Consider the following 12,958-nt stretch of genomic DNA (forward strand, 5'->3'; position numbering starts at 1 on the left):
CCTGCGCTGTCTTTCAACGATCCGGATTGGGCCTGCTCACCGGGACTCGCCGAACGCCGCCCGATAGATGGTCCAGTAAACGGCCCCGACAAATCCGGCGCCGCCCACGATGTTGCCGAGCGTTACCGGAATGAGATTGTGAATGATTCCGGGAATCGTGATGAGCGATGCATCGAAATTCGCAGGAGCGTGTCCCGTCTGGATAAGTAGCCAGGCCAGCGGCAGGAAATACATGTTGGCCACGCAATGCTCGAAACCGGCGGCGATGAAGGCAGAGATCGGCAGTACTACGGCGACCATCTTGTCGGTCACCGACCGGCCTGCAGAGGCAAGCCAGACCGCCGCGCAGACGAGCACGTTGCACAGGATGCCCTTGAAGAACAGCGTAACCCAATCGGGACGGATCTTTCCGGCTGCCGTGTTCAATACCGACAAGCCGACGCGGCCGTCATTCATGTCGAGATGATGGGAATAGTAGACCAGGACGATAAGCCCGAGCGCTCCAACAAAGTTTCCTAGATAGACGATGGCCCAGTTGCGCAGCATCGTGCGCGTCGAAACCTTTCCGCTCGCCCAGCCCATGACGATCAAATTGTTACCCGTAAACAGCTCGGCGCCGCCGATCAGGACGAGCGTCAATCCGAGGGAAAAAACCAGTCCCCCAACGACGCGCGCCGTTGCGAAGCTGAGCGTCGGATCGCTGGCCACGATGGTATAGTACAGCGCGCCGAAACCGATGCCGCCGCCTGCCACGACCGCCAACATGAGGGACACCAGAAACGGCAGGTTGGCCTTCTTCACGCCGACCTTCTCGACGGCTTCCTTGATCTCTGCCGGACTATAGGCCTGCAAATTGAAGATCGGCGGCTGTGGTGCGGGCATCGGTTCAGCCATTTGGATTTCCCCGCTCGCTCCGCTCCAGCCGCTATCCGCCCGCGCTGCCCAGCGCCAGAAGTCCGACGATCTGAACCGCGATCACTTTCACCAGAGTCATCGATGGAAAGATCATGGCGTACCCGATATCAGGCCTTTCCGTCGGCGCCATTTTGGTCGAGTAGACGAGAATGGCGGGATTACCCGTTGCCCCCGATGCGATGCCGACGAGGTCGTCATACGGAATGCGCATGACGTAGTGGCCGACGAGCAGCACGATCGCGACCGTCGTGAGCAGGACGGCAACACCAATGAACAGCATGGTGAAGCCGGACTCTGCGACGGTACGGACAAAGGGTTGGCCCGCATTGACGCCGACGGTGGCAAGAAACATCGCAAGACCGAAGTTGCGCAGCACGATGTTTGCCGGCAGCGGCATGGTCCAGAGCATGGGTCCCGTGCGGCGCAGTTTGCCGAGGATGAGGGCGACGATCAGCGGCCCGCCGCCGATTCCCAGGGTCACGATACCGACGCCGGGGATCGGGATCGGGATCAGACCGAGGAGGACGCCCATCACCATACCGAGTCCAAGGGATACATAGCTGAACTCGGCAGTGGCCTTGACCGTGTCGCCGAAGTGCTTGCGGATTTCCTCCTTGCGGTCGGGCGGCAAGAGCACGCCGACGCGGTCGCCGAATTCCAGCATCAGGTCCGGCGTCGGCACGAGGTCGGCATCATAGCGCCGAACATGCAGAAGGTGCGACGGAAAGCCTGAAGGCATCGGGAGGCTGGAAAGCGGAACGCCCACCATATTGGCCTTGCCGACGAAGACCCGGATGTAGTCCAGATCTGCCCGATCACTGGCCAGTCGGCCTGGCTCCAGTTTCCCGAGCCTGGCCGCAGCGTTAGCAATCGCGTCCTGGTTCTCGGCCACGACCAGGACCGCGTCACCGGCGGACAGAATGGTACTGCCGACCGGAACGACGTTCTGTCCCGCCTTGCGGACCATCGTAACCTGGACGTCACGCAAAAACTCCTTGGTCAATTCATCCAAGGTACGACCGGCAAAGCCGGCTCCGATCGCAATCTCGCCCATGTGGAAGCGCTGGGCCTTGGCAGGGAACTTCGGCTGCACGAGCCGGGTCATGAAATAGATGCAAAGGATCGGACCGATCACCCCGAACGGATAGGCAATCGAGTAGCCGATAGAAGGATCCTTGGTCTTGGTGACATCAAGCGCCGCCTGCAGGGTTGCCGTGCTGGTCATCGATCCCGCGTAGAGGCCAAGGGTATGGCCGATCTTGATACCAAAGACCTGTCCGAGACCCAACGCCACGCCGAGGCCCGCCAGACAGGCGATGAGCGCCAGAAGATTGTATTTCTGTCCCGCGCCGACCATGCCCTCGAAGAACTGCCGGCCATAGAGGATGCCGATGCCGTAAAGAAACATGATAAGGCCGGTGAGGCCGATCGGCCCAATGATCTGGGCCTTTGGCGCGAACGCACCGATGGCAAGACCCACAAAGAGCACGGCACCTACACCGAGCGAGAAGCCGCCGATGCTGATTTGGCCCACCAAATAGCCTACGCCGATAGCAAGAAACGCCGTCAGGATCGGCTGGCTTCCGATGATGTCGCGGGCAAGGTCCAACATGTGTCTCTCCAGACATTCCAGTTCTGTTACCGTGCGTTACAGCCCGCATCGCGAAACTGACCAATCACTCTGTTCACCAGCTCGCGGGAAGGGGGTTGGGTGTCGTAGTGCTTGTAGTCGAGGCCCATCGCCTTCCACTTGAATTCACCCATCTGGTGAAAGGGCTGGACCTCGACCCATTCGACATTTTTCATGGGCGCTACGAACTTGGCGATGCCCTCGACATTGGCTGGATCATCGGTGGAGCCGGGCACCAGCGTGAATCGCACCCAGGTTGGCTTGCCGATCTTCGCCAGCCGCTCGGCGAAGCGCAGGGTCGGCGCGATATCGCGGCCGGTCACCTTGCGATAGGTGTCGGGATCGGAGCTCTTGATATCGAGCAGCACGAGATCGACGACCGAAAGAAAGCTGTCGTCGGCGCGGTCGCCGAGGAAGCCGGATGTTTGGATCGCCGTGTGCAAGCCCATCTGCTTGGCGCCGGCGAAAATTCGCTTGGTGAAGGCAAGCTGCACCATGGCTTCGCCGCCCGATATCGTCAGGCCGCCGCCGAGACTGCGCAGCGATGGAGCGAAGTCAGCGAGCCGGCGCAACACCTGTTCGGCGGAAACATAGGTGCCGTCCTTGAGGTGCCAGGTATCCGGATTGTGGCAGTAAGTGCAGCGCAGAAGGCAGCCCGATACGAACAGCACGATCCGCAGGCCCGGTCCGTCGTAACGCGACGAGGATTCGTAGGAATGGCAATATCCAAACGCGCCTTGCTCGTCCTTGAACTTGTCCTCATCGGGCGCATCCGGAGATGCGCCCGTTCGAAGGTCGTGCCGGCTGCCGGATTCGAGTGGCTGCACCGTCGACATGGCTAGCTCTTCAGATCTGGCCGTGGAAGGTGCGGCTGATCACGTCTCGCTGTTGTTCCGGCGTCAGGCGAACGAAGTTGACGGCATAGCCCGACACGCGGATCGTGAGTTGCGGATATTTGTCCGGATTCTTGATGGCGTCTTCCAGCGTCTCCCGGTCGATTACATTCAGGTTCATGTGGAAGCCGCCGCGCCCGAAATAGACGTCGAAGGCCTTGGTAGCCTCGTCGACCAGCTGGGCTTCGGAAAGATGGGCTTTCTGCGGCGCAACCGACACCGTATAGCTGATGCCATCGAGAGAATCCTTGTAGGGAAGCTTTGCCACCGACAGGCATGACGCGAGCCAGCCATGGCTGTCCCGGCCATGCATCGGGTTGGCACCCGGGCCAAACGGCTCGCCCTTGCGGCGGCCGTCCGGCGTATTCCCGGTCGCCTTGCCGTAGACGACGTTGGAGGTGATGGTCAGAACGCTCTGTGTATGCGTCGCATTCCGGTAGGTCGGGTGCTTGCGGATCTTCTCCATGAACCGCGTGACCAGCTCCGATGCGATCTGGTCGACCCGATCGTCGTTGTTGCCGAATTGCGGCGTCGCGGTGTTGCCCTCGTTCTGATAATCGACGACGAGGCCGGATGCGTCACGCACGACACGGATCTTGCCGTACTTCATGGCACTCAAGCTGTCGGCTACAACAGACAGGCCCGCTATACCGAACGCCATGGTGCGCAGGATGTCGCGATCGTGCAGCGCCATCTCCAGTCGTTCGTAGAAATACTTGTCGTGCATGTAGTGGATGCAGTTCATGGCATGCACGTAGGTCTTTGCAAGCCACTCCATGATGGTGTCGAACTTTGCCATGACGTCGTCATAATCGAGGAAGTCGCCGGCAACCGGCATGGCTTTCGGTGCAATCTGGTCGCCGGAAACCTCATCGCGCCCGCCATTGATGGCGTAGAGCAGGGCCTTTGCGAAGTTGACCCGGGCCCCGAAGAACTGCATCTGCTTGCCGAGCCGCATGGCCGAGACGCAGCAGGCGATCGCATAGTCATCGCCCCAGTACGGGCGCATCAGGTCGTCGTTCTCGTATTGCAACGACGAAGTATCCTTGCTGACCTTGACGCAGTAGCGCTTGAACGTCGCGGGCATGTGGGTGGACCACAGCACCGTAATGTTCGGCTCCGGCGCGGGGCCGAGATTGTAGAGGGTGTGGAGCATGCGGTAGCTGCTCTTGGTCACCAATGCGCGACCGTCGAGGTCCATGCCGCCGACGCATTCGGTCGCCCAGTAGGGGTCGCCGCTGAATAGCGCGTCGTAATCGGGCGTGCGGAGGAAGCGCACGATGCGCAGCTTCTGTACGAGCTGGTCCCAGAGTTCCTGCGCGCCCGCTTCGTCGAGTGCGCCTTCCTTCAGGTCACGCTCGATATAGATGTCGAGGAAGCTCGAGATGCGGCCGATCGACATGGCCGCACCATTGGCCTCCTTGATCGCGCCGAGATAGGCGAAGTAGGTCCATTGGAATGCTTCCTGCGCATTCGTCGCCGGCTGCGTGATGTCGCTGCCATAGCGCTTTGCCATCTCCGCGAGATCCTCGAGCGCACGCATCTGCTCGGCGAGTTCCTCGCGCATCCGGATGATTTCATCCGTCGGCCACATGTCATCGATCTGGGCACGCTCCTGGCGCTTGACCTCGAGCAGGCGGTCGGTGCCGTAGAGGGCGACGCGGCGATAGTCACCGATGATCCGGCCGCGGCCATAGGCGTCGGGAAGGCCGGTAATGATGCCGGACCGCCGGCAGCTCATGATCTCGGGGGTGTAGGCGTCGAACACGCCGTCATTGTGCGACTTGCGGTACTTGGTAAAGGCCTCGTGCACCTTGGCATCCGGCTCAAAGCCCGCAGCCTTCAGGCCGGTCTCGACCATGCGCAGCCCGCCGAACGGGAAGATTGCCCGTTTGAACGGCTCGTCCGTCTGCAGGCCGACAATGACTTCGTTGTCGCGGTCGATATAGCCGGCTGGGTGCGCCAGCAACGTCGAGGGATTTTGTGCGTCGACGGCGAGGACGCCCTTCTTTCTTTCATCGGCGAAGTAGGGTTGCAGCTTGGCCCATACCGCCTTGGTCCGCTGCGAGGGGCCTGCCAGGAACTTCTCGTCTCCGGAATAGGAAGCCACGTTGCGGACGATGAAGTCGCGTACGCTGATCGAGGTGGACCAGTCACCCGGTTGGAAGCCTCTCCAGCCGTCCGCTACCGTATCCTTCTTGAGCGCTGCGCTGCCCTTCATGACGAATCTCCCCTGGCCGACGATATCGTTGACCTGACAATTCATCCGATGGGCAATGGCGCATCGGTCGTTCGCCAGGCGGTTGGCCAATGCTAGTAGGCGCTAACCGACGCCAATATTGATCTATGTCAAGCTTCGGGAGGCCGTGGCGGCGCGTCAGCGAAGGAATTTGCCCGCCTGTGCGAACGTGTCGCGCCACGCTCGGGCGCATGCTTCCGTTGACTTAGATCAACGTCGGCGGCAGTGCGCGCCTCAATGAATCGACATTGCGGTATCGAGCCGTGCGTGCAGCACGTTTCTTTCCGGCCCACCAAGTCCCCCCGCCCAGGATTGGAGCGAGCCAATGAGTGCCATGTCAGCCGAAGCAAGCGCGAAGCAACCCGGCGCGAAATACGACCGCCTGATCGCGGCCGCCAAGGGCGCCCCGTCGGTGACAACGGTCGTTGTCCATCCCTGCGATGAGAGTTCGTTGCGCGGCGCACTTGAGTCGGCGGAGGCAGGAATCATCAAGGCGATCCTTGTGGGGCCTGCAGCCAGGATCAAGGAAGTTGCCGCCAAGCACAACCTCAACGTCTCCGGCTGTGAAATCGTCGACACACCGCCTACCGAGGCTGCTGCCGCTGCCCGGGGTGTTCAACTGATTCACGAAGGCAAGGGCGAAGTCTTGATGAAGGGCAGCCTGCACACCGACGAAATCATGCGCGCCGTGACCGCAAAGGAGGGTGGGCTGCGCACAGCGCGGCGCATCAGCCACGTCTTTGTCATGGACGTCCCGGCCTACGATCACACCGTGTTCGTTACCGACGCCGCGATCAACATCGCTCCAGATCTCGACGTCAAGCGTGACATCATCCAGAACGCGATCGATCTCTACAACGAGGCCGGCTTTGGTACGACGCCGCGGGTCGCCATCCTGTCGGCGGTGGAGACGGTCACATCGAAAATACCTTCCACCATCGAAGCCGCCGCGCTGTGCAAGATGGCCGACCGCAAGCAGATCACCGGAGCGCTGCTCGACGGACCGCTTGCTTTCGACAATGCGATCGACATGGAGGCGGCCCGGATCAAGGGTATCAAGTCCGAGGTCGCGGGCCGCGCGCAAATCCTGGTCGTGCCCGACCTTGAGTCCGGCAACATGCTGGCCAAGAACTTGGCCTATTTCGCCAAGGCGGATGGCGCCGGCATCGTGCTCGGTGCGCGCGTGCCTGTCGTTCTGACGTCACGGGCGGATTCCGCCCGCTCGCGCATGGCGTCGGCCGCAGTGGCGGCCCTGCATGCCGACGCTCGCCGCCGCAAATCACCCATCGCTGCTGCGTGATCGCCATGGATACGATCCTTGTCGTCAATGCCGGTTCCTCCAGCGTCAAATTCCAGGTTTTCTCGGTGGAGGGCGAAGGTCGCTTGCTTCGCCAGATCAAGGGCCAGATGGATGGCATTGGCAGCCGGCCACGATTGCGGGCGAGTGGCCCGAGCGGCGGTCCGATGGCCGACCGGGCCTATCCGATTGAGGCGGTTGCGGATGTTCCCGCGGCCTTGGCCGTCGCCGGCGCCTGGCTGCGCGAGGAGAACAGCATCACGCCGATCGCGGTCGGTCATCGCGTCGTTCACGGCGGGCCGGACTTTGCGCGCCCGGTGCTGATCGATCATGCCGTGGTGAGCAAGCTCGAGCGATATGTCTCGCTGGCGCCGCTGCACCAGCCGCATAATCTGGCGCCGATCAGGACGTTGCTGGCAAACTTCCCGATCCTGCCGCAGATCGCCTGCTTCGACACCGCGTTCCACCGCGACCATGATGCGCTCGCCGATCATTATGCGATCCCGCACCACCTTCATGCCGAAGGCGTCAGGCGCTACGGCTTCCATGGCCTGTCCTACGAGTACATTGCAAAGCGCCTACCCGAGGTCGCGCCCGAGATCGCCGGCGGGCGGGTGATCGTCGCCCATCTCGGCAGTGGCGCTTCGATGTGCGCAATCAAGGACGGGCGAAGCGTCGAAAGCACGATGGGCTTCACGGCGCTCGACGGGCTTGCGATGGGCACGCGGCCCGGCCAGCTCGATCCCGGCGTCGTGCTCTATCTGATCGCGGAAAAGGGCATGTCGGCGTCGAACGTGCAGAATTTTCTGTACCGCGACTGCGGCCTGAAGGGCCTGTCGGGCGTCAGCAACGATATGCGGGAGCTGGAGACCAGCTCCGATCCGCGCGCAGCATTTGCGATCGATTACTTCGTTTACCGGATCGGTCTCAACGCCGGCATGTTGGCCGCCGCGCTGCAGGGCATTGACGGCTTCGTATTCACGGCCGGGATCGGTGAGAACTCGGCGTCGCTCCGCGCGCGTATTGCGGAGAAGCTGGCCTGGCTCGGAATCACGCTCGATCCCGGAGAGAATGCCCGCCACGCTACCCGGATATCGCGATCCGACAGCCGCATTCCGCTTTATGTCATTCCCACCGACGAAGAGCTGATGATTGCGCAGCACACGCTGGCGCTGCTGATGAACCAGCAATCGCCAAACCAGAAACGCGAGAGAGTGTCATGAACATTCCGGTTTTTCCCGAGACCAAGGTCGCGCTGAAAGGCAAGAAGGGACTGATCGTCGGCATCGCCAACGACCAGTCTATCGCGTGGGGGTGCGCCAAGGCGTTTCGTGCGCTTGGCGCCGATCTTGCGGTTACCTACCTGAATGAAAAGGCGAAAAAGCACGTCGAACCTCTGGCCAAGGCATTGGAGGCGCCGATCTTCATGCCGCTCGACGTCATGGTCGAAGGCGAGACCGAAAAGGTCTTTGAACGGATCGAGAAGGAGTGGGGGCAGCTCGACTTCCTGCTTCATTCAATTGCGTTCTCGCCCAAGGGTGCCTTGCACGGCAGGGTCGTGGACGTCGATCGCGAGGGCTTCCAGAAAACCATGGACGTCTCGTGCTGGTCGTTCATGCGGATGGCGCACCTGGCGGAACCGCTGATGAAGGACGGCGGCACCATGTTCACGATGACCTATTACGGCAGCCAGATGGTGGTGAAGAACTACAATGTCATGGGTGTCGCCAAGGCCGCGCTTGAGGCCGCTGTGCGCTACATCGCGGCCGAACTCGGCCCCCAGGGCATCCGCGTTCACGCCATTTCGCCGGGACCGCTCGCGACCCGTGCGGCGTCGGGCATCCCGGAGTTCGACGAACTGATGGACAAGGCACAGTCGCAGGCGCCGACGCGCAGCCTGGTCAGCATCGATGACGTCGGAAGGGCGACCGCTTTCCTCGCGCTCGACGGCGCCAAGCTGATCACGGGCAGCGTGCTCTATATCGACGGTGGTTACCACATCATCGATTGAGGCATGGCCTAGCGATAATGCAGCCCGATCACCTCGGCGACGCAGGCGGGGCGCTGGCCGCCGTCGATCTCGATCACGACGCGATAGTGCACCCGCAAGCCGCTCGGCGGCACATCTTCAGCTTCGGCAACACCGATGCGTCCGCGCAGTCTTGAACCTGCGGGCACCGGCGAGAGATAGCGGATGCGATCGGCGCCGTAGTTCAGCGTGTTCTTCAGTCCTTTCAGACCCATCACCGACCGGATGAACATCGGTGTCAGGCTGAGCGAGAGCAATCCGTGCGCAATCGTCTTGCCGCCGGGCATCTCGGTTTCGGCACGCTCCTGGTCGACATGGATCCATTGTTCGTCACAGGTCGCTTCCGCGAATTTGTTGATGCGGTCCTGCGTCACCTCGATCCAGTCGCTGACGCCGACTTCCGTGCCAACGGCAGCCTTCAGTTCTTCAAATCCGTTGAATATCCGCATGGCCTCGACCCGTTTTGGCGCTTCACAGCTTCATTTCCGGCACGGTATCCGGAATGGCGAGCTCGGCTTCCGTCACCGCCAGCACCTCCGCAATCGCGATGCCGGGCGCCGTCTCCATCAGCGTGGCCCTGCCATCAGGGAACGCGATAACGGCCATATCGGTGACAACCATGTCGACGGGACGTGCCGACGTCAGGGGCAGGCTGCATTTGGCAACGATCTTCGACTTGCCCTTGGCGGCGTGCTGCATGGCGACGATGACGCGTTTGGCGCCGCTGACGAGATCCATCGCGCCGCCCATCCCCGGCACCATCTTGCCAGGGATCATCCAGTTGGCCAGATGGCCGGCGGCATCGACCTGCAAGCCGCCCAATACGGTGATGTCGACGTGCCCGCCACGGATCAGGCCGAACGACATCGCGCTGTCGAACGTCGCCGCGCCGGGCAGGGCGCTGATCGGCCTGCCGCCGGCGTCGGTCAGAAGCGGATGCGCCATGCCCTGCTCGGGGATCGGCCCGGTGCCGATCAATCCGTTCTCGGACTGGAAGAAGACCTTCAGTCCTTCGGGCACGTAGTTGGCAACCAGCGTCGGAATGCCGATACCGAGATTGACGAGATTGCCGGAGCGAAGCTCCTGGGCCACGCGCCTGGCGATGATTGTCTGTGCATCCATGGATCACCCGTTCGCAACGAGGTAATCGACCAAAGGGCCGGGCGTGACGACATGATCGGGCGCGATAACGCCAACCGGCACGATATGCTCGGCCGTGACGATGACGGTGTCGGCAGCCATCGCCATCACGGGATTGAAGTTGCGTGACGTCAGTGCATAGGAGAGGTTACCGACGTAGTCGGATAGAAAGGCGTGCACCAAGGCGAAGTCGGCGCGCAGCGCGGTCTCGAGCAGGAATGTCCTGCCGTTGACCTCAATCTTCTGCTTGCCTTGCTCAACAAGGGTGCCGACGCCGGTCGGCGTCAGCACGCCGCCGAGACCGCAGCCGCCCGCCCGGATGCGCTCGACGAAGGTGCCTTGCGGGATCAGGTCCACCTTGATCTCGTTGGCCAACATCTGTTGCTGGGCTTTCGGGTTCAGCCCGATATGGGTGCCGATCATCCTCGACACCTGTCCGCCCTCGAACAGCTTGCCGACGCCCTTGCCGGGAACGGCGGCGTCATTGCTGATCAGGGAAAGGCCATTCTTCTGCTGCCGCACCAGTTCGTCGAGCAGGCGTTCGGGCGTTCCGACGCCCATGAAGCCGCCAACCATGATGCTCGCGCCGTTGGGGATCATCGCTACGGCTTCTTCGGCGGAAACGGACTTCATGTTCGAGCTCCGGCCAGCGACTAGAGGGAGGTTCGCCGAAAATGTCACCGTGTCGCCGGCCCGGGACCTTGATCTGCATCAAGGCTTCCGGCGTTCGGCTTAACCCGGTCAATCGTTCGATAGGGCGGGTCAAGCATCCAGCCGATGATTGCGCCAATGCCGTCGGGCGTGCTGCCGGATTCGCCGCGAGCGCGGGCTTGATTTGAATCAAGCCGATCTAGCACCGGCCGCAGAATTCTTGGTTCAGGCAGACATGTGGGGGAGGCCGCGTGCGACCCATCCGACAGCTCCTCGTGCGGGAGGATGAAATCCAGCTTGCGGTCCGGCTCGCGCTTCTGGCGCTCCTGATCTACTGGTCATTCGTCGTGATCCGACCCTTCATTCCGATCCTCGCCTGGAGCGTGGTTCTGGCGGTGGCGCTTTATCCGGTCTTCAATTGGCTGTCGGGCCTGCTCGGGGACCGTCCCAATCTCGCTGCGACGATCCTGACGCTGATCAATCTCAGCATCGTCATCGGGCCTGCGACGTGGCTTGGCCTCGGCGCCGTGGACGGGCTTCGCGGATTTGCGGCGCAGCTTGGCGGCGGGACGCTATCAGTTCCGTCGCCGCCCGCCGGCGTGAGGGACTGGCCGATCATCGGCGCGCAGTTCTATGCCCTCTGGGATCAGGCCTCCACGAACCTGCGCTCGGCGCTGCGCGAGTTTGCCCCGCATCTGAAGCCGGTGGCCGGCACGATGCTGGGCCTCGCCGGCGGCGCCGGCGTCGGAGCGATCAAGTTTCTCGTCGCGGTCGCACTCACCGGTCTCCTGCTTCCGGCCGGGCCGCGGCTGGTCGCGGCCAGCCAGCGTTTCCTGTCCAGGGTTATGGCCGAACGGAGCGAGAATTTTCTGGTGCTGGCTGGCGCCACCATCCGGTCGGTGGCGCAGGGCGTGATCGGCATCGCGGTGGCACAGGGGCTGGTGATCGGGATCATTCTGAAACTGGCCGACGTCCCGCGCGCCGGGCTGCTGGCCTTTGCGGTGATGATGCTCGGTATCCTGCAAATCGGATCGGCCGTCATCGTGATTCCAGTTCTTATCTGGGTCTGGGCGACCAAGTCCTTTGCGGCGTCGCTGCTTATCACGGCGTGCCTGCTGCCGGCCTCGCTCGCCGACAATATATTGAAGCCGATCGTGATGGGGCGCGGCCTGACCACACCATCGCTCGTCATCTTTCTCGGGGTCATCGGCGGCACGTTGGCGCACGGCATTGTCGGCCTCTTCATCGGGCCGATCATCCTGGCAGTTGCCTGGGAACTGCTGACGGCGTGGGTGCGCGACGACGAGGCAAGGCAGGTGCCCGAAATCGAGACGGCCGCGAAGCCGCGCACGACGCCGAATATCGGGACCGCCTGATGGCGGGTCAATTTCTGATCGTGAGCATGATCGGCATCATGCTGACGAAGACGCCCGCGCATCTCGGCTCTATTGCCGCTCCCGGAACGCCGTTCAGTTCTGCAGATCGAAGCTGGCGAGCTTCGCGCGGTCGAGCAGCACGATCTGGCGCTGCGTATTGCCGATGAAGCCGAGTATATCGAGATCGTGCAGGCGCGACAACGCGCGCGACACCGTTTCCAGCGTCAGTCCGAGATAGTCTGCGATATCCCGCCGGCACATCGGCAAGGCGAGGACGCCGGCGGCGGTCGATCGCCGATCCATTTCGATCAGGAACGCAGCAACGCGTTCCAGCGATGTCTTGCGTCCGAGCAGCAGCATGTGGTCTTCGGCGTGTCGCAGATTGCTTGTGGTCATGCTGAGCAGATTGCGAGCAATCCCGACGTCGCTCTCGGCTACCAGCTCAAGACTGCGCCGCTTTATCAGGCGGACCGTCGTGTCAATGATGGCTTCGGCGGTGAAGCGATGATCTGAGCCGATCTCCAGGCCGAAAATGTCGCCGGCAAGGTGGAAGGCGCCGATCTGGCGGCGGCCGTCGGAGAGCAGCTTGTAGCTTCGCACCGCGCCGGTCACGACCTGATAGACATAATCCGCCGGTTCCTTCTCGCCAAAAATCTCCGTACCCTTTTTGTAGCTAAATTCATTCAAACTGACTCGCCAGGATAAATCATTCTGGGTTGAGCTTTGACCGAAAATGCCGGGAAACTCAGTAGAGGTGTCGCTGATGCGGGCAAACATGGACCATCTCC

General features: G+C 62.1%; 12 protein-coding genes. 4 read left to right on the forward strand and 8 right to left on the reverse strand.

The features are described 5' to 3' along the window. Positions 1-36: 36 nt before the first annotated feature. The 4 genes from QA643_RS09225 to pflB form a co-directional block, all read right to left on the reverse strand. Positions 37-801 carry a formate/nitrite transporter family protein gene (locus QA643_RS09225; protein ID WP_283032873.1) on the reverse strand — a complete coding sequence of 255 codons (765 nt, stop codon included), beginning with the start codon at positions 799-801 and terminating at the stop codon, positions 37-39. Between the two features lie 124 nt (positions 802-925). Then, entirely contained in the window at positions 926-2,527 is a 1,602-nt protein-coding gene (locus tag QA643_RS09230) for a TrkA C-terminal domain-containing protein (protein WP_283032874.1), read from the reverse strand. A 26-nt stretch (positions 2,528-2,553) separates the two neighbouring features. Then, a complete protein-coding gene (gene pflA, locus QA643_RS09235) occupies positions 2,554-3,381 on the reverse strand; it encodes a pyruvate formate-lyase-activating protein (RefSeq protein ID WP_283032875.1) in 828 nt (275 codons plus the stop codon). Positions 3,382-3,391: 10 nt separating this feature from the next. Continuing rightward, the gene (gene pflB, locus QA643_RS09240; RefSeq protein ID WP_283032876.1) at positions 3,392-5,659 is read right to left on the reverse strand and encodes a formate C-acetyltransferase; all 2,268 of its coding nucleotides are present in this window, start codon (positions 5,657-5,659) and stop codon (positions 3,392-3,394) included. Positions 5,660-6,011: 352 nt separating this feature from the next. Between pflB and QA643_RS09245 the strand changes: the two genes are divergently transcribed. Genes QA643_RS09245 through fabI form a run of 3 tightly spaced genes read left to right on the forward strand, consistent with a single transcriptional unit; the run spans position 6,012 to position 8,985 of the window. Further along, complete coding sequence (locus QA643_RS09245) at positions 6,012-6,977, forward strand: phosphate acetyltransferase (RefSeq protein ID WP_283034749.1); 966 nt, start codon at positions 6,012-6,014, stop codon at positions 6,975-6,977. Positions 6,978-6,982: 5 nt separating this feature from the next. Then, complete coding sequence (locus QA643_RS09250) at positions 6,983-8,197, forward strand: acetate/propionate family kinase (protein ID WP_283032877.1); 1,215 nt, start codon at positions 6,983-6,985, stop codon at positions 8,195-8,197. Continuing rightward, entirely contained in the window at positions 8,194-8,985 is a 792-nt protein-coding gene (gene fabI, locus QA643_RS09255) for an enoyl-ACP reductase FabI (protein WP_283032878.1), read from the forward strand. The genes QA643_RS09250 and fabI overlap by 4 nt, the downstream gene beginning before the upstream one ends. A gap of 8 nt (positions 8,986-8,993) precedes the next feature. Here the strand turns inward: fabI and QA643_RS09260 are convergent, their stop codons facing one another. Genes QA643_RS09260 through QA643_RS09270 form a run of 3 tightly spaced genes read right to left on the reverse strand, consistent with a single transcriptional unit; the run spans position 8,994 to position 10,776 of the window. Then, the gene (locus QA643_RS09260) at positions 8,994-9,452 is read right to left on the reverse strand and encodes a MaoC family dehydratase (protein ID WP_283032879.1); all 459 of its coding nucleotides are present in this window, start codon (positions 9,450-9,452) and stop codon (positions 8,994-8,996) included. 22 nt (positions 9,453-9,474) lie between these two features. Then, on the reverse strand, positions 9,475-10,125 hold the full coding sequence (locus tag QA643_RS09265; protein ID WP_283032880.1) for a 3-oxoacid CoA-transferase subunit B: 651 nt from the start codon (positions 10,123-10,125) through the stop codon (positions 9,475-9,477). A 3-nt stretch (positions 10,126-10,128) separates the two neighbouring features. After that, on the reverse strand, positions 10,129-10,776 hold the full coding sequence (locus QA643_RS09270; RefSeq protein ID WP_283032881.1) for a CoA transferase subunit A: 648 nt from the start codon (positions 10,774-10,776) through the stop codon (positions 10,129-10,131). A gap of 269 nt (positions 10,777-11,045) precedes the next feature. Between QA643_RS09270 and QA643_RS09275 the strand changes: the two genes are divergently transcribed. After that, entirely contained in the window at positions 11,046-12,170 is a 1,125-nt protein-coding gene (locus tag QA643_RS09275; protein ID WP_283032882.1) for an AI-2E family transporter, read from the forward strand. Between the two features lie 93 nt (positions 12,171-12,263). Here the strand turns inward: QA643_RS09275 and QA643_RS09280 are convergent, their stop codons facing one another. Continuing rightward, positions 12,264-12,947 carry a helix-turn-helix domain-containing protein gene (locus QA643_RS09280; protein ID WP_283034750.1) on the reverse strand — a complete coding sequence of 228 codons (684 nt, stop codon included), beginning with the start codon at positions 12,945-12,947 and terminating at the stop codon, positions 12,264-12,266. Positions 12,948-12,958: the final 11 nt, after the last annotated feature.

This window comes from Bradyrhizobium sp. CB3481 (assembly GCF_029714305.1).
Classification (GTDB): domain Bacteria; phylum Pseudomonadota; class Alphaproteobacteria; order Rhizobiales; family Xanthobacteraceae; genus Bradyrhizobium.